The organism is Porcincola intestinalis (genome assembly GCF_009696445.1).
GTDB classification, from domain to species: Bacteria; Bacillota; Clostridia; order Lachnospirales; family Lachnospiraceae; genus Porcincola; species Porcincola intestinalis.
In genome coordinates this window covers 33682-51670 of sequence record NZ_VULZ01000009.1, presented here as the reverse complement: position 1 = coordinate 51670, position 17989 = coordinate 33682, and the positions used below count along the sequence as shown (strand labels likewise).

The following is a 17989-nucleotide window of genomic DNA, read 5'->3' as shown; positions in this document are numbered from 1 at the left end:
TGACGCTGTAATCATGATAAATGTGCTCCTGACAAAAAGCAAGACGCTCCATCCGCCTGTCTTGACGCTCCCTGAGGCTGCATGGTATAACTCCTCTGTATTAGGCTGATGTAAAAGTCAGTCCTCACTTCAGGAGGGTTTTGATGATTACTGATATACAGAAAGATTCCATGCCTGTCGGTCCTCTGAAGATCGCAGCGCTCGACGGCTGTCAGGCGTTTGCATCAGAAGTGAACCGCTATCTCGTCGATTTCCGGCATAACACTCCGCTTCATAATTCGAAGGACTTCCCGCTTGTCGGATACTGCGAGGACAGCTATCTGATCAGCTGCGCCTGCCCTCGCTTCGGAACCGGTGAAGGAAAGGGAATCATCAATGATTCCGTCCGCGGAGCCGATCTCTACATTCTTGTCGATGTTCTGAACTGCAGTATTGAGTACAAGGTGTGCGGTGAGACAAATTATATGTCCCCGGATAACCACTATGCCAATCTCAAGCGGATCATCTCTGCTGCTGACGGAAAGGCAAAGCGGATCACGGTTGTCATGCCGTTTTTGTACGGAGGAAGGCAGCACAGGCGGACAAAGAGAGAGTCTCTGGACTGTGCGGTTGCGCTCGAGGAGCTCGCGCGGATGGGCGTATCGAACATCATCACCTTTGACGCTCATGACCCGAGGGTACAGAACGCGATTCCCCTCTCGGGCTTTGATTCCTTCATGCCATCCTACCAGTTTCTCAAGGCACTTGTCAGCACAGTCCCGAATCTGAAGATGAACAAGGATACGACGATGGTCGTCAGTCCGGACGAGGGAGCAATGGAGCGTTCCGTCTACTTTGCGAATATTCTGGGCCTCGAGCTTGGCATGTTCTACAAGCGCCGCGACTATTCCAGGATTGTGAACGGGAAGAACCCGATTGTCGCTCATGAGTTTCTCGGCGCGTCTGTGAAGGGCAAGGACGTACTGGTCATCGATGACATGATTTCCTCCGGTGGCTCCATGCTCGATGTTGCCAGACAGCTCAAGGAGCGCGGTGCCAATCGCGTGTTCGTCTGCACCACATTCGGCCTGTTTACAGACGGTCTGGATGCTTTTGACGATTACTATGAGAAGGGCTACATCACAAAGGTCGTGACCACGAACCTCAACTACCGTCCGCCGGAGCTGTTGGACCGCCCCTGGTACGCTGAGGCCGACATGACCAAGTATCTGGCCTCCATCATTGACCACATGAATCATGATATATCGATCAGCGGCATCCAGTCTCCGACAGCAAAGATCAACAAACTGTTGCAGCAGCTCAAGGGATGAATCAGAAACGGCACAGGAACAGCTCCTGTGCCGTTTTTTCGCGGTGAAATGTTGTTCCCGTCAGCCGTCCGTAATCTCAAGGACAGCGGCAAGATTCCCCCGTTTTCCGTCCAGTGCCCGGTGGGAAAACAGAACGGCTGCATTCTCCGCCGTACAGATATCCGGTACGGAGATATGTTCCGGCAAAAGGCCTGCGCGAAGAAAATTCGCCCTGCAGGCTTCCTGCAGGTTCAGCATCGCGTGTCCGTCCCTGCCCGGAGATACAATCCGGCCCACTGCACCATCCGCACGGTTTTGCCCATCGCCCTCCTCCATCCGGTACTTCTCCGAGAACCGCGTTGCGACATCTTCGCTGACCTCATAGCAGTCCCCGCAGATGGAAGGGCCGATCGCCGCCATGATCACCGCCGGGTCTGACCCATAGCGTCTCTGCATCTTCTGAACCGCCTTCGTCCCGATCCCCGCGATTGTCCCTCTCCATCCGGAATGGACGCACGCAGCCGCTCTGTGCACCGGATCCACAAGCAGAAGCGGCACGCAGTCCGCATAGAAGGTCATCATTGCGACATCTGTCTGGTCGGTCATCAGTCCGTCCACATCATGAAAGGCATTTGGCCTGAGGATGCCGTTTCCCCGGTCTTTCTTCGTCACCTCCCGGACCCGGTCGGTGTGTGTCTGATCCGAGAAGACCAGGTCAGACAGATCGTAGCCGACCGCCTCCGCGAATCTCCTGTGATTCTCCAGAAAGCGCTTCATCGCTGCTCCGTCCGGCGCACTTCCCCTTATGTCACACTCGGGTATATCTGTCCGGAGTCCCATATTCCCGAGGCCGCCGCTCATTTCCCTGGACAGGCTCAGGTTCATGGCTGAGGTATATCCTTCAGACACACCCCCGATCCGGGTGCTGAAGGCATTGACAACGAAATCAAACTGGTCCAGAAGCGGAAATGATATCCACACCACACCGTTCTTTTCGTGAAGTGTCAGCCTGTCCATCTTCCTGAAGGTCTGTTTTCTGATAAACTGCTTTTCGTATTCCACCGGCCCCTCCTGTCTCATATCCTGATGATGCCGGCTCAGAACAGAAATGCGTTCCGAATCAGCCGGAATCCTTCCTCGTCCACTGCCGCAACATCAAAACGGACAGGCGTACTCTCCGGAACCCGGAATCGTGCCAGATAATAGAGGGCCGCCCGCCGGATCCGCTCCTGCTTGCGGCGCCCGACGGCCTCCTCCGGCATTCCATTTCTCCTGGAACGGCGTCCCTTCACCTCGATGAACACAAGATACTGGCCTTCTCTGGCAACAATATCGATCTCCGCCTGTCTGCAGCGGAAGTTATACTGGAGCACCTCATACCCTTCCTGCTCAAGCAGGGCACCGGCCTCTCTTTCGTATGAAGTTCCTTCCTGTCTGTTGTTCATGTGCCCGATCTGCCGCACACGCTCCCATCCTCTGGTCTTTTCCCTGCTGTCTGCTTTCCCCTCTGTCATACGCCGCACAGCCGGCCTCTCCATCTTCTCAGGCAGCCGTCTCCCGTGTCCTCCACTTGAGGACGCGGCCTCCGTTTTCTGCGGCTGACGGCTCTCCCGTCATGACGATTTTCCCCAGCTTCCGCCGCTGCTTTTCAGAAATGTTCTTCTGTGGATCGGACAAGGACCATATTTTCTCAGCGCGGCATAATGCTCTGCTGTCCCATACCCCTTGTGTTTTGCGAACCCATATTCCGGGTATACAGCGTCATACTCCACCATCAGCCGGTCACGCGTCACCTTTGCGATCACGCTTGCTGCAGCGATTGACAGACTCCTCGCATCCCCGTGGACAATCGGGATCTGCGGAATCAGGACCTGCGGAATCGTCACCGCATCGTTGAGGAGGATCTGGGGCATCACCCGAAGTGTCCCGATGGCCTCGCACATTGCCTCGTAATCGGCCTGAAGGATGTTGATTTCATCGATCCTTTGCGGGCCGACAATCCCGTACCCGGCTGCGACTGCCTTTTCCATGATCTCCTCATACAATTCCACGCGTTTCCCGGCTGTCAGTTTTTTGGAATCATTCAGGCCAAAGATCATGCAGTCATCCGGAAGGATCACCGCCCCAGCCACAACCGGTCCGGCGAGCGGTCCCCTGCCCGCCTCGTCAATTCCGCAGATCAGCGTATAGCCGTCCTCCTCACACTTCCGTTCGAAGCACCGCATCTCCTCAAGGCGCTTCTTTTCTTTCTCCAGCTGTCTCAGCGCTCTTTCCGCACTCTGCACCAGTTTCCGGACAGCCGTCCGGCCGTCACTGCCAAACTGTTCTGCGAAATGAATCAGTCCCGCCTCATCCGTTCTGGATATGTTCTTCCATCTTTCCGCTATTGCCGCTGTTGTCTCTGCCATCCGCTTCCCCCTGCATCCTTTGAGGTCTATTCCAGCAGTCCGAACCGTCGAAACGGTGCATATCGCAACCAGAGTCTTCCGTTGATATCGGACTTATGGATATCACCGACGGTCGGATCCCGGCTGTCAAAGCTGCTGCTGCGATTGTCCGCCATCACAAAATAGGCGTCCTGCGAAAGTGTATGCGGCATAGATGCCGTTCCTGCATACTGGATCTCCCCGGACACATATGCGGATTCGTCCAGTACCGTTCCATTGATATAGACCTTTCCTCCGATGATCTGGACCGTTTCTCCCGGGAGGCCGACAATGCGCCGGACCAAATCGCGCCCGCTTCCAGCTCCGGTGGAAAACTGCACGATGTCACCCCTTGCCGGTTCCCGAACCAGATAACTGACCGGTTCGGAGAGCGCCCTGTCGTCCGGCTGAAGAGCCGGATACATGGAACTGCCCGTCACATTCACTGTCCCCTGTGCATAGGAAATTCCGGCAATCAGGATCAGAATAACAGCCAGAAGCAGCAACGTCCAGCGCAGAATGACCCCCGGGGGATTTCTATGCCTTCTTCGTTGTCTTCTGTTTGCCATGCTGTACTCCCCCGCTTTTCACCTGACTCAATCCGGCGCTTTCTCAAGCGTCATCCGGCCAAGTCTCCCGGAGCGGAATTCATCTAGAAGCAAAGCCGCTGCCTTGCCGCAGTCCGGCTCTCCTCCGGCCTTCAGACACCTCCGAGCTTCAGCGATCCTGCCAAGCACCTCAAAAGCAGTTCCATCCGGACTGATCCCGTAGCGTTCTGAAAGGACCTGCGGATACGCCGCACGCATCCAGCTTATCAGCTCGCAGGCCAGCTCCTGAGCGTCAAGAATCTCGTCTCGGATACAGCCAATCTCTGCCAGCCGGATTCCGACCTGCCTGTCATCAAACCGGGGCCAGAGGATCCCGGGCGTATCAAGCAGCTGAAGCGTCCTCTCCACGCTGATCCACTGTCTTCCTCTCGTGACCCCCGGCTTGTTTCCTGTTTTCGCGGATGCCTTCCCTGCAAAGGAATTGATGAAGGTCGACTTTCCGACATTCGGGATCCCGGCAATCATCGCCCGAAGCGGGCGGTTCATGATGCCTCTGCTTCGATCCCTCTCGATTTTCTCCCGGCAAGCCTCGGCTATCATCGGACGGATCTGCCGGATTCCATTGCCGGATCGAGCATTCACCTCACAGGCAACAAGCCCGTCTTTCCGGAAAAAGGCTGTCCATGCCTTGTTCTGCTCCGGATCAGCCAGATCACTTTTGTTGAGCACCAGAATTCTGGACTTTCCGGCTGCCAGGCTGTCGATATCCGGGTTTCTGCCGGAAAGAGGCGCTCTTGCGTCCGTCAGCTCGATCACAAGATCAACGAGACGGACATCCTCCTGCATCTGTCTTCTTGCCCGGGTCATATGGCCCGGATACCACTGATAATCCATTATATAAACCTTCTGTGACTGGCCGGAGAAAGCACAAACCAGACCTTTCCCTCAATCATGCTGCTGGAAACCAGTCCGATCTCTGTGTTTCTGGAATCCTCCGAGTTGTTCCGATTGTCTCCAAGCAGAAAGTATTCTCCCTCATCGAGCTCGATCGGGTCCTTCGCGATTCCGGGATTCGTGATCGCCGGATAATTTCCGTCCTCCAGATAGACCTGATCATCGATATAAACCTGTCCGTCTTTGATCTGGATCTTGTCACCCGGAAGTCCGATCACACGCTTGATATCCGCCCTGGCATTCGAGGATCCATTCGGGCGGTAGGAGACAAGGTCCCCCCTCTTCGGGCTTCCGACCTGGTAGGACATCACATTGATCAGGACAACATCCCCTCCGGCCAGCGTGGTATCCATGGACTGCCCGACAATCGTCCGCTGCTGTCCGACTGTATAGACAAGGACATATGCAATCAGAACAACAACCAGTGCCTGAAACAGCGCTGTAAAGATCCGGACCGGCAGTGACCGTTTCTTCCGGACCTTCTGTTTTCTTTGTTTCTGCTCCTGCTGCTCAAGCCGTGCCCGTTCCCTGGGGGTGTACTGCTTCCAGTCATCGTTCGTGAAGTCAATCGGCTTGTCATTGATATACTTCATATCTGTTACCTGCCCGGATACAGAGAAGGCTGCCGCATTGCGCGGCAGCCTCATGTTCAGGTTTCCCCTTGATTACTTGACGATCTCTTTCAGCTTCGCAGCCTTGCCGGTACGCTGTCTGAGATATGTAAGTTTTGCACGTCTCACCTTTCCGGATCTGACAACGTCGACCTTGTCGACGGTCGGGGAATGAAGCGGCCATGTCTTCTCGACTCCGACACCGTTCGAAAACTTTCTGACAGTGAAGGTTGCTCTGTTGCTGCCGCCCTGCTTCTTGATGACGACGCCTTCAAAAATCTGGATTCTCTCGCGGGTACCTTCCTTGATCTTTGCGTGGACCCTGACGGTATCCCCGACACGGAACTGCGGCGCATCCTCGCGAAGCTGCGCGTCTTCGATCTTCTTGATGATTTCGTTCATTGCGTGTTTCCTCCTGATTCATGGATGTTCTTAATGCGTCCGATTACAGCAACAGAGGACCATCCTTCTTTGCACACGACGATTAGTTTATCACGCGATGGCCCGCGAGGCAAGCAGATTCTCAGATTTCCATCATCGTGATGATCTCTGACACAATACGGTCATGTTTCTCTGTCTTTGAGCTGGCTCGGTTTTCATCCTCGATCTCGATGTCAAACAGCCGGTCCAGCAGCTCCGCCCATCCATCCTCATTGAGACTTATCATATCCTGCTTCGAGAGATGGAAGGTCTCCTGCATGAAAGCCTCCTGCTCCTTTGTCATCTTTTCTAGTGCCTCTGCGTTTTCCTTCATGGTTTCCGGGTCTGCCATTCTGTTCCTCCTCAAATCGATTCTGCAGCGCTCTGCTTCCAGACCATGGCGCCTGGTATCAGATCCCCCTGAAGTCCACCGCGAAGGTCAGCCTGCCGCCGCTCTTTACAAGAAATTCCGGATGAGTCTGGGCTCCCCACGAATCGTCCCCGGCTACCCCCATCTGCTTAAGCATGCAGCGGACATAGGTACAGGAGGATCTCGGAAGCTCATACGGATGCCGGGCTGTCTCAAGCATCTCCGGGCTGTAGGGAATTGCGGAAAATTCCATGCTTCCGGGTCTGGAGGCCTCAGGATCTCCTCCATCCTCAAAGTATGGAGCGCTGAAACGTACTCCATGCCCTTTTCGGTCTGTCACCTCCGCCCAGCGGACACCCGTCCGGTTTCCGGTTTCCTGCGGAACCAGGTAGGGCTCGACCATCGCGCCACTCTCCCGCTCATAGATACCAAGTCTTGCTCCCTTTCGCCTGTCACAGTAGTTTTCCTCCGGCCCCAGCCCGTAGTACCGGACCTGGCACAGATCTGCATCGAGCGCAAATATCCAGCCGAACTCCGGCATCGCCGGAAGCTGTTTTGCGAGCGCCGCATCCGGCTCCCAGTCAAGTATCATCCGGATGGTTCCGTCCGGAAAAACCCTGTAGGTCGTCTTCACGGAGCTGACTGCCTCATATGATGGAACCGGAATGTACTTCTTCCAGGTCAGATCGATGTAGCCGGAGGTCTGGTGCACCTTCAGCTCTCCATTATCATCCCCCGGAATATAGGGATTGCTGCCCGGCTTGATGAAGGTCTGGTACAGACTTGCCAGCTTCCAGATTCCGCAGCGGGCCGGCATCCTGCATCCCTCATCGTTGTTTGTCGGTGCGCGCCAGAAATTCGGTCTCGGGATCTTCTCAATCAGCTCCCTGCCGCCATAGATGTAGGAAACCAGTCCGCCCTTCAGGCTGGAGAACAAAGCAGAGAAATTTGTACCGAAGATGCCTGTATTCAATCCTCCGCGCACGACCTCCAGGCTGCACGTTTCTTCATCGGTCTGCACAGGGAGCGTGCGGACCCCGTTCAGAATAAATGATGTTCCATCCTCCCTCATGCCATCCGGCGCGCTCTCAAGCGTCTTTTTTTCATTCTCCAAGCTATTCAGGATCCGCTCCCCATATGCCACCTCATCTCCGGCCTTTCCCCAGATGGTGTCCTTCCTGAGATAGAACGAGAGGGAGACGACAGACTCGTCTTTTTCCGGAAGCCGAAAAGGCAGCGTGAAGATTTCCGCTTTGCCCGGCGCGACATCTGCCGGGATCGAAAGCCTCTCAAGTACACGATTTCCTGTACGGAGCTCTGCCCTGCAGTCAAAGGCACCCGTTCCCAGAAACAGATTCCGGTTGGTAACCGCCGCCTCCAGCCCGCGCTTCTCATCCTTGTGAATCTCGATGTCCAGCTCCTGGTAGCAGGCTCTGACCTCCTGCATTTTACCACTGTACGGTTCTCCTGTCGCCCTCAGGATCCCATTTCCGGAGAATTCGTAGTCGGTCGGGCGCTCATGGTTATCCCCGCCATAGCCAAGATATTCCTCACCATACCGGTTCTTCATACGGATTGCCTGGTCAATGAAGTCCCAGATAAATCCCCCTTGATAACGGGGCTCCCGCTTTGTCAGATCGGTGTACTTGAACAGTCCGCCATTCGAATTGCCCATCGAATGTGAATACTCACACAGGATAAACGGCTTTTCCGGATGTTCCTTCAGAAAGGCCTCTACCTCCCTCACCGGCGTGTACATCTGAGATTCCATGTCTGATGTATCCGGGTAGCGACGGTCGTTGCGAATCCCTTCATAATGAACCAGCCGGCTTCCATCGAGCCTGCGAAGTTCCTGTGCCATGTGCCAGATGACAGAGCCGCCGAAGGATTCATTGCCGCAGGACCAGATCAGGATCGCGGGATGATTCTTCTCCAGCTCCACCATCGACCGGATCCGGCTGATCATCATTGGCTCCCATTCCGTACGGTCTCCCGGAAGCGCCTGCTCAATGCCGATCTGATGCCTGCCGACGCGATCCCACATTCCGTGCGTTTCCATATTGTTCTCGGCGATCATGTAGATGCCGAAGATATCACAAAGCCGGTAAAGAACAGAAGCATCCGGATAGTGACAGGTCCGGACCGCATTGATATGGTTCTGCTTCATGATGGTGACTGCCCGGAGAATCTCATCCGGGTTGGGCTTTCTGCCTGTGTCACAGGAGAATTCGTGCCGGTTGACGCCGCGAAAGACAACCCGTCTTCCATTCAGACACATCAGTCCGTCTTTCATCTCAAAGTGTCTGAACCCGACCAGCTCCCGGACAGTCTCGAACAGCTCACCATTCTTTTCCACTGTGAGCGTCAGTCGATATAAATTCGGAATCTCCGCGCTCCATGCGAGAGGATCGTCCAACTTCTCCCGAATATACAGCTCCAGCGGCTGTTCCCTGTTGAAAAGATGTGTTTCGTCCCCGGCAACGCATATTCTTCCGGTTTTGATCTCTTCCCCTTCCTTCCGATCCGCAAGGCTCTCCAGCACGCCAAGCTTCTCCAGCCTGTATCCGACAGCAGCTCCGGAGGCGCTTCCGGTCAGCTTCAGCGTCACATCCAGAAGACCTGCGCTCTCCTCTGCCTGATAATCTGCCAGGATCTTCACATCCTCAAGGTGAACCTTCGGGATCCGCTCGAGATACACATCGCGGAATATGCCGCTGAAGCGGTACATGTCCTGGTCCTCGCACCAGCTTCCTGCCGTCCATTTAAAGACCAGGACAGCGATCCTGTTCTCTCCATCCTGAAGGAATGGTGTCAGATCAAACTCCGAAGGTGTGAAGGAATCCTCCGCATAGCCGACATAGCGGCCATTGAGCCAGAGCGCAAAACCGGACTCCACGCCCTGGAAGGAAATCCGGACGCTTTCCTGCTTCCAGCCATCCGGGAGCCGGAAGGTCCGGACATATTGCCCGACAGGGTTGTGACGCTCCGGAATCTGTCCGGGCTCAATCGGCTCCAGTCCGTCCCAGGGGTACTGTGTGTTCACATAGGCCGGCTTGTCGTAACCCTCCATCTGCATGTTGGACGGAACAGAGAGTTCCGCCCAGCCGCTCACGTCAAAATCATCCTTCCAGAATCCATCCGGCGCACTGCGGTAATTCTCAGCATAGTGAAACCGCCACATCCCATTCAGTGAACGTCTGAGGCTTGTCTGCATATTCTCCGGCCTGTCCTCCGGTGCAAACGGAATATGGTCTGAGTGAGGCGGCAGCGTGTTCTGCGCATAGACCTGTGGGTCCTTTACGATTCTGTAATCAAATTCAGTCATAGATGTCTCTCCTCTAAAGATGCGGTAATCTGAAAGCGCAGGTTCAGATCTGATTTTCTGTCCTGCCGCATTGGTTTGGCAAGTCTGTCTTTACCTGAAAAGCGCAGGAGCCTCTCTTAGGCTCCCGCGCTTTCAAATCCGCGCTCCTGCCATCCGATCTTTCTGTCTGTCAGGGACCGGTGCCATGAGTGCTCTTCTGCCCTGTTACTTGACAGAACCTGTGATGCCCTCAGCGAACTGCTTCTGAAGCACAAAGAACACGATCATTGTCGGCAGGGAGCAGAACAGGACGCCCATCATCAGCATACCATAATCCACTGTATAACCGTTGGACAGATTTGCAATCAGCATCGGCATGTTCTCTGCGCGGTTATCCAGCATGACAACCTTCGGCCACAGATATGCATTCCAGGCGTTCATAAATGTCACGACCGCTGCTGCCGCGTAGGTTGACCTCATGATCGGCATATACTGTCTGAAGAAGATACCGATCTCTGTCTGTCCGTCAAGCCGTGCAGCTTCCAGAATCGCAGGTGGAAAGTTTCTGGAATTCTGCCGGAACATCATGATCATGAACGGTGTCGCTACCTGCGGCAGGATGAATCCCCAGACAGAGTTCAGGAGCTTCAGCCTTGAAATCAGAACAAACAGAGGAATCATCGTCGCGACACCCGGGATCATCATCGCGAGAAGCAGGAAGGCAAACAGCCTGTCCTTGGCTCTGTCTGCATACAGTTCAAATCCAAATCCTGCGAGTGAGCAGACAAAGAGGCAGAAGATTGTCTGGAAGATGGCGTAAAGGAAGGAATTTCCCATCGCCCTCCAGAGCGGCTGCGCCGCCATCAGGTTCTTCAGGTTTTCAGCTGCATGAAGGCCGAACCAGACCTTCCCTCGTGCCACCTCGACCGTCGTGTTTGTCGCGGCTGTTACCATCCAGTACAGCGGAAACACTGAGAACAGGCACCATATAATCAGAAAGATGTAAGAGGGAATCAGCCTCCGCTGAATACTTCCCATGGTTTTTCTCTTCTTGGACTTAGTCACGTTTGTCACCTGCTTTCATGCTGATCGCCGCGAGAATTGCGACCAGAATCAGAACAACGAAGGACATGGCAGAGGCATAGCCGAACTTCCCGACGCCCTGCCCGAAGGACATATTGTATATATAATGGGACATCGTGATCGTACTGTTTGCCGGTCCTCCATTTGTCAGGTTGACAGATTCATCAAACAGCTGGAGAGTACCGTTGATGGACATGATGGTCGTCATGACAATGACCGGCCGCAGAAGCGGTACAGTGATGGACCAGAACGTCTTCCAGCTTGAAGCCCCGTCAATCTTGGCCGCCTCATAGACCTGGTAATCGATGGTCTGCAGTCCTGCCAGGAAAAAAACCATGTTGTAGCCGGTCCATCTCCAGATCAGTGCCAGGATGATGACAAACTTTGCTGTCCCGGCCTTGCCAAGCCAGTTGATGTTTTCATTGATGATATGGAGATTCATCAGGACCTTGTTGACAAGTCCCTGTGTTGCGAAAAGCGACTTGAAGATCAGCGCGTAGGAAACGAGGGAAGTCGCACAGGGAAGAAATACCATTGTGCGGAACAGCCCTCTGCACTTCAGCTGTCTGTTGTTCAGGATCTGCGCCAGCAGCATCGCCAGCACCAGCATGATCGGAACCTGAATGATTAAGTAGAAAAAGGTATTCCCCATTGCGGTCTGAAAAATTTTGTCTTTCAGAATTCTGGCGTAGTTGTTGTACCACGGATCCGCCCACACCATCCTGGTACTCGGTCCCTTTTTGAACGACGTTATCAGAGCCTGCAGCATCGGCCAGAAGCTCATGATCAGAATCATGATCGTCGCCGGGAGCAGGAACAGCCAGCCTGCCCGGTCCTGCTTTGCTTTCAGTGAAGAGTGTCTCACGTTTTCCCCTCCTCGTCCTTCCGGATTGTTTCCTCATCAGGAAGAGGCGGAGATCTGGTTGCTCTCTCCGCCTCCTTCGACTTCTCTGATGTTCTTCCGGTCACAGCACGGTCTCTGCCGTCTGTGTCCTCCGGTTTTCTCAGCCTTCCATCTCAAACTTCAGCTGTTCTTCCGCATCTGAAAGAGCTGCCTTCACGCCGTCCTCAGAGGAATCCTGTGCCTCAACAAGGTTCTGGATCGCTGTCCCGACGTAGTTTCTTGCCTGATAGTGATAATCAGACTGCTCAACCGGCTTGACCTTTGATCCCATCTCAACGATCTTGGTGTAGATCGGCTGATCATTGAAGAATGCAACTCCCTTCTGATAGACATCGGAAGCGCCTGCCTTCAAAGAGCAGGTGATCACGCCGCCGTTCTGAAGCGCTGCATCGTATGTCTCTGCAGAGCCAGCCAGGAACGTCTTCGCAAGGAAATCTGTCGCAAGATCCGGCTTGCTGCAGTTTGCCGTGATGTACAGAGAAGACCCGCCGTTGGAAGCATATCCTTCGCCGCCTTCCAGTGTCGGAAGAGAAGTGATCTCCCACTTGCCGGAGTTGTCCGCAACCTGCTCGATTGTCGGAATAATCCAGTTTCCGTTCATGACACCTGCAACCATATCGCCCATGATGGCCTGATCCGTGTAATCGGTCCAGGAGTCTGCCAGATACAGGATCTTCTCGTCAGCCATCTCTACCAGCTTGGAAATAATCTGAACGTACTTGTCATTCTCCGCAAAGGTAGGCTCCCCGTCCGTAAACTGAGACTCTCCCTCTGCCTGAAGCATCATGTACGGAAGATCATTGCCTGAACCATCCATGCAGAGCAGATACTTGCCGGTCTTCTCCTGGACAGCCTTGCCGACTTCAATGAATTTGTCCCAGGAGCAGCCTGTCATGTCATCGATGGAATAGCCTGCCTCCTTTAGAAGATCTGTGCGATATGCCATCACCGCGGTTCCATTGTCGACCGGAGCCCCGTAGTGAACATCGTCGATTGTGCTGAAGGAAAGCTTCTCAGCTCCGAAATCATCCCAGTTCACATCCTTGGCCCCGGAAAGATCCTTCCATGCATCCGGGTAATTGGTATGGAACTGCTGGAAATAGTGGTCCTGGAACAGAACGATATCCGGCAGCGTGCTGTAGTCACCGGCATTGGCAGCCAGCGTGACAGCGTTCTCCACATCGGAGGATGCCGACTGGGTGATCACATTCAGCTTGAAGTCCGGATCCACGTTCTTCTGATAATCTGCCTCAGCAGCCTTCAGCGCCGGAATGTTGAAGTTTGCGTCCCACGCATAGACGGAAAGGGTGTGTTCATCCTCCCCCGCAACATTGGCAGTCGGCGCCTCGGTCGATGCCTCAGTTTCTCCTGCAATCGCAGATGCCGGCATCAGCATGGATGCTGCCATTGCCGACGCAAGCAGGACAGATACAGTTTTCTTCTTCATGTCATTTCCTCCCATTCAACCTTCTCATTTTGTTCCGCTTCCCGGAACTGTTGATCCCATTGTACACAAGTTGTTTAAATATGTGTGGCGATTTTCGACTAAAAAATGCGCATATTCGACCATTTACGTCAGATTCACTGATCTCATGGTTTCATATGCGCATTTTTTGATGATTATCACGAGTTATTTTCACTTACCAGCCTTTTCGGATCGCCACATTGACCTCCAGCAGGCGGCTTTCGTAATTTTTCGGATCCTTTTTCCACTGATATGGCGTCACTCCCAACACATTGCGAAAATTCCGGTCCAGCGTCGAGACGGTCTGAAACCCGCTCTTTAGCGCGACAGCCGCCATCGGCTCATTGCAGCTTTTCATCAGCTCACAGGCATGAATGACCCGGATCATGTTCAGATATTCGCCCGGCGAGATGCTGAAGGATTCCGAGAACAGCCTCCGGAAATGCGTTTCCGAGATGCTGCATGCCTTCGCGAGATCCTCAATCCGGATATGCTCGGCATAGTGGCTGTCCATGAACCGCAGCGCATTCTGAATCTGGTTGCGGCTGCCATTTTCTCCTGCCCGCCCTTCCTCGCTGCTGCAGACCCGGAGCAGTTCAAAAAGCAGCGCTGTCATCAGACCGTGGACCCGCTCGATATAATACCGCTCCTTTCTCCGCATCTCATCCATGATCAGATTCGTCATTTCCGCCAGCGCTTTGAGCGTCCCCACTTCCTCGAACAGGGCTTCGGAGCTGAGTGCATCCATACATCTGCTGATCTGGAGCCTGTTCTCCCCAAAGACACTCCCAAGAATGGTCTTCGGCTCAAAAAACAGGTATTCCCAGGCTGACTGCGTTCCTTCCGTGCTGGTCGTCGTATGCGGGTAGTTCTCAGGGATCAGGGAGATCATCCCCGGATGATACGGACAGATTTTTCTGTCCAGGACAAGCACCCCCGTCCCCTCTCTGCAGATTCCGAGCTCAAACAGATTGTGAAAATGAAGGTACCCGATGCCCTCGCCGTAGGCGCGCACCCATTCCTGGCCAAGAAGCGCCAGCACCCACTCCTTCTGCGGAACGTCGTAGTACCGCATCTCAACATAACCCTTTTTCTTCATACCGGGAACTTCCTCATATTTCTGCTCCGGCCCTTCTCCCCTGCTTCCTTCGCCGGCATGTCTCAGCCGGCTGCCTCCTTCAGAAGCTCTGTCTGCTCCTGGAGTGAGCTGAGGATTTGTGTGTCAGCCGGTTCGGCGAACAGCTGGTCTACCCGATGCCGGACATCAACCAGATGATTATAGGCCAGTATATTGTACGCATTCACTGCATCTTTGTTCTGCGTATCGCTGCTCAGGTCCTTCCAGTCGTGGTAATTTCCGTCCGCGTCAATATAAGTGTTCGCGCAGATCACCGGCACCTGCTTCTGAAGCTGCGTCAGGAACTGCTGATAGTCTGTCATCGGAAGCCCTGCTTCCTTCATGATGTAGGCTGCCAGATAATTCACGCTCATCAGGTTCACCGACTGATCCTTGCCGATTCCCAGGTTGTTCCAGATAAAGAACGGAACCTGGTAGTGCTTCTGTACCTCCTTGAGATCCGTTGTATTCGAGTCATAGCCTGTCAGTCCGTCAATCACATCTGTCACATAGTCACTGGGCTCATGGTCCCCGAACGTCACGATGATCGTCGGTTCGGTGACATTCTGCTCAAACCAGGTGATCAGCTTTTCATACGCCTCGTCCGACTTCTTAATCAGCGTCAGATACCGTTCTGCCGCGATCGTATTTGCATTCTCATACGGGAGACCGGTCAGCGTCAGTTCCTGTGTGAACCCATTGTCGGTCGCCGGGTTTGCCATATAGCCGGAGTGATTCTGCATCGTAACCTCGAATATAAATTTCTTCTGGCTGCCCTTGTTCTGGAACTCCTCAATAATCTTGTCGAACGCAGACTCATCACTGACAAACTTCCGGATCGTTTTCGCTCCAGTGAAGTAATCGACATCCTTGAATTCGTCAAAGCCGAGCAGCGGATACACCCTCTCCCTGTCCCAGCCACTTCCAAGATAAGGGTGAAGGCCTTCTGTCGAGTATCCGAGCGAGCCAAGATAAGAGGCCAGTGTCGGTATTTTTGAGGATATGTACTGCTGGTACACGACACTTCCCTGTGGAAGGAATGCCATCGAATCGCCCGACAGGAATTCATACTCTGTGTTTGCTGTGTTGCCGCCCTTGACAGAAACCATCAGATGACCGCCTGTGTACCGGTCCATCATGCTGTGGAAGAAGGGCATATAGTCCTCCGATGTCTCGAAATTTCCAATTACCGAAAGGTCCGAGAACGCCTCGTTCATGATAACAATGATATTCGGAGCCTGGCTGAGATCAAAATCCGACTTCTCCGCCGAGCTTTTGCCGTCTCCAGTGAAACTTGCCTGCTGTCCTTCCGTCTCCGTCTGACTCTCCGCAGGCTGCACATCCGCCGCCAGTGCTGTCAGATTCGTACCTTGAAGTGCTGCATCGTCTTCTTCCCGGGCACTTCCATTCTTGTCCGGATAATCGATCTGATCATACTCCGTCTCTGTCTCCTTGATTTCTCCTTCGATCTCTTTCACCTTCGACACCGAATATCCATCCGGCTTGTTAATGTGGATCAGGTTCAGGTTCGCCAGGTAGGCAACCAGAAGTCCGTTTTTCCGGTAGCGCACGTTCGGTGTAAACAGGGTTGTATCCATCCCCCAGAACGTCTTTACATCCTCGTTCTGGATGGAATTCGTCAGCAGGATCAAGGACAGGACGGCTGCCGCCAGAAGCGGAAAACGGACTCGTTTCAGACGAATCCGGCTCTTCATCTTCCCGGTTCCAAGCATCACAAATGCAAAGCCGAACGTAGAGAACAGCATGTGCCAGTAGATAACATAGTCGTAGTTTGACGCAACGTTGCCCGCCGTCCTGAGCGACAGAATGTCCCACGGAACAATCGGACTTCCCCGAAACTTCACAACATAAAAGTTGATGATGCTCAGTGCCATGAAAACGCCGGAGGCCGCACTGTAGCCCCAGCTGAAGCTTCCAAGCAAAAAGGTAAAGGCAAGGAAGATCAGGTAATAGAAAATCAGGTTCAGATAAATCATCTTGTAGGGAGGCTGCGCCGTCTCATAGGACAGTGCTGCCCCGACATGCCAGAATCCCGTGTCATAGGACTGAACCAGCACAAAAGCCACGAAGGGGACTGAGACAGCCAGAGAGAGATCATAGATGATCTGAAACAGGCGGCTTTTCGGAAGCCCTGCATACAAAAACAGTCCCAGAAGAAGTGACAGAAGGATGGAGACCGGAAAGTACCAGCTTTCCGATCTCTGCTCTGCCCCATGCGCCATAAACGACAGGATCAGAAACACACCCGTCAGGATCACTGCCCTGATCAGAACTCCTTTTTTCAGCCGGCCTGTCCCGGCTTTCTGCTGCTGATTCACGATAGCCTTCCTTTCATCTCTGCGTCCGCATACATATTCCAGTCTCTATGCGGGCGGCTCACTGCTTCTCCTCTTCTGCCAGATGCGGCCTGCTTCCGTTCTTCACATGGACATGCGTAAACAGATGATCCTGGCAGTATTCATAATTACCCTCACACCTGGAGCAGTATCTGAACTCCAGCTCCGGATTGGTCAGCTCCGTCCTGCCGCAGATCGCACAGACATGCCTCGCTCCGCCCGGCACGATCTTTCTGAAACCCTCTGATGGTCTTCGGGACTCCGCCTGCTCAGCCGTACCTGTCTTCCGCCCGCCTTCCGCGCTCTTGTTCCAGCGGTCCCCGTGAGATGTGTTCGAAACATCCCGCCGTTTTTGTGATTTTACCCCGCTGTTTTTCCGGAACTCCGCCCTTCTTCGAAACTCCTGCGGGGAAAGCGACCTCATATTTTTTGTCGCAAAGAAATAAATCAGGAAATTCAGCAGGGATATGATCATCAGGATTCTCCCCGACCAGAGCGGCGTCTTGTAGAACTGGTAAATCAGGAAAGCTCCATACAGCCATCCCATCCATTTCATACGAATCGGAATAAAGAAGTACAGCAGCACCTCCATATCCGGGTACGTCAGGGCAAAGGCCAGGAAAATAGACATATTGACATAATAAGTACTGCAGTAATACGGAATTGCCTGGATATTCAGCAGTGCCGACGGACTTCCCACCGCCATCAGCACCCCATACATCACACAGGCTCCCACCACAGTCAGAATCAACCCGCCGAATATGTAGACATTGAAGAGGAAATCTCCCCAGGTTCGCTCCAGCACCTTCGCAATGCTGTAGTAGAAAAACAGCATGATAATGGTGAAGAAATCAAGTGATTCCGGCGGGATCAGAATCCAGGTTACCAGACGCCAGACCTGACCGTGCTGAAAAATCATCGCCGGATCCAGCGTGAAGTATGAAAGGACCCGCGGGGCGACAAACTGGCAGAGATATCCGAATACATACGTTGCAATGACAACCAGCGAAAGGTTTCGGATCGCATACCGGCCGAACCTTCGCTCCATCTTTCTGAGAAGCTTCATCTGTCTGACTCCATTTCTTATTCGTCCATTTCTTTTTTCAAAACTCTTACGCCATTATAATAAAAAACGGCGGGA

At 53.6% G+C, this 17989-nt stretch carries 16 protein-coding genes; 1 reads left to right on the top strand and 15 read right to left on the bottom strand.

Annotation, left to right across the window (positions count from 1 at the left end; all coding sequences use genetic code 11):
* Positions 1-143: 143 nt before the first annotated feature.
* Positions 144-1310 carry a ribose-phosphate pyrophosphokinase gene (locus FYJ35_RS09115; RefSeq protein WP_154525755.1) on the top strand — a complete coding sequence of 389 codons (1167 nt, stop codon included), beginning with the start codon at positions 144-146 and terminating at the stop codon, positions 1308-1310.
* Between the two features lie 60 nt (positions 1311-1370).
* Here FYJ35_RS09115 and pgeF read toward each other — a convergent pair whose 3' ends face one another.
* The 15 genes from pgeF to FYJ35_RS09040 all read right to left on the bottom strand — a co-directional run bounded on the left by pgeF (position 1371) and on the right by FYJ35_RS09040 (position 17914).
* Positions 1371-2351, bottom strand: coding sequence for a peptidoglycan editing factor PgeF (pgeF, locus tag FYJ35_RS09110; protein WP_320808969.1), 981 nt, complete (start codon positions 2349-2351; stop codon positions 1371-1373).
* Positions 2352-2386: 35 nt separating this feature from the next.
* Entirely contained in the window at positions 2387-2803 is a 417-nt protein-coding gene (locus FYJ35_RS09105; RefSeq protein WP_320808971.1) for a YraN family protein, read from the bottom strand.
* Positions 2804-2902: 99 nt separating this feature from the next.
* Positions 2903-3697, bottom strand: a complete 795-nt coding sequence (locus tag FYJ35_RS09100) for a ribonuclease HII (RefSeq protein ID WP_154525753.1) — start codon at positions 3695-3697, stop codon at positions 2903-2905.
* A 26-nt stretch (positions 3698-3723) separates the two neighbouring features.
* Positions 3724-4284 carry a signal peptidase I gene (lepB, locus tag FYJ35_RS09095; RefSeq protein ID WP_154525751.1) on the bottom strand — a complete coding sequence of 187 codons (561 nt, stop codon included), beginning with the start codon at positions 4282-4284 and terminating at the stop codon, positions 3724-3726.
* Between the two features lie 27 nt (positions 4285-4311).
* Positions 4312-5157: a ribosome biogenesis GTPase YlqF gene (gene ylqF, locus FYJ35_RS09090; RefSeq protein ID WP_154525749.1), complete on the bottom strand. Its 846-nt coding sequence runs from the start codon at positions 5155-5157 to the stop codon at positions 4312-4314.
* Entirely contained in the window at positions 5157-5864 is a 708-nt protein-coding gene (lepB, locus tag FYJ35_RS09085) for a signal peptidase I (RefSeq protein WP_235906489.1), read from the bottom strand. The genes ylqF and lepB (FYJ35_RS09085) overlap by 1 nt, the downstream gene beginning before the upstream one ends.
* A gap of 18 nt (positions 5865-5882) precedes the next feature.
* Positions 5883-6230 (bottom strand): 50S ribosomal protein L19, encoded by a 348-nt coding sequence (gene rplS / locus FYJ35_RS09080; RefSeq protein WP_154525747.1) that lies wholly within the window; start codon positions 6228-6230, stop codon positions 5883-5885.
* Positions 6231-6351: 121 nt separating this feature from the next.
* Positions 6352-6600 carry a hypothetical protein gene (locus FYJ35_RS09075; protein WP_154525745.1) on the bottom strand — a complete coding sequence of 83 codons (249 nt, stop codon included), beginning with the start codon at positions 6598-6600 and terminating at the stop codon, positions 6352-6354.
* A gap of 58 nt (positions 6601-6658) precedes the next feature.
* Positions 6659-9943: a glycoside hydrolase family 2 TIM barrel-domain containing protein gene (locus FYJ35_RS09070; RefSeq protein ID WP_154525743.1), complete on the bottom strand. Its 3285-nt coding sequence runs from the start codon at positions 9941-9943 to the stop codon at positions 6659-6661.
* A 204-nt stretch (positions 9944-10147) separates the two neighbouring features.
* The gene (locus FYJ35_RS09065; RefSeq protein ID WP_154525741.1) at positions 10148-10960 is read right to left on the bottom strand and encodes a carbohydrate ABC transporter permease; all 813 of its coding nucleotides are present in this window, start codon (positions 10958-10960) and stop codon (positions 10148-10150) included.
* Between the two features lie 19 nt (positions 10961-10979).
* Positions 10980-11801, bottom strand: coding sequence for a carbohydrate ABC transporter permease (locus FYJ35_RS09060; RefSeq protein ID WP_154525898.1), 822 nt, complete (start codon positions 11799-11801; stop codon positions 10980-10982).
* A 208-nt stretch (positions 11802-12009) separates the two neighbouring features.
* Complete coding sequence (locus tag FYJ35_RS09055; RefSeq protein ID WP_154525739.1) at positions 12010-13356, bottom strand: ABC transporter substrate-binding protein; 1347 nt, start codon at positions 13354-13356, stop codon at positions 12010-12012.
* 193 nt (positions 13357-13549) lie between these two features.
* Complete coding sequence (locus FYJ35_RS09050) at positions 13550-14473, bottom strand: helix-turn-helix domain-containing protein (RefSeq protein WP_154525737.1); 924 nt, start codon at positions 14471-14473, stop codon at positions 13550-13552.
* A gap of 62 nt (positions 14474-14535) precedes the next feature.
* Positions 14536-16830, bottom strand: a complete 2295-nt coding sequence (locus tag FYJ35_RS14735; protein ID WP_154525735.1) for an LTA synthase family protein — start codon at positions 16828-16830, stop codon at positions 14536-14538.
* Between the two features lie 58 nt (positions 16831-16888).
* Positions 16889-17914: a rhomboid family protein gene (locus tag FYJ35_RS09040; RefSeq protein ID WP_154525733.1), complete on the bottom strand. Its 1026-nt coding sequence runs from the start codon at positions 17912-17914 to the stop codon at positions 16889-16891.
* Positions 17915-17989: the final 75 nt, after the last annotated feature.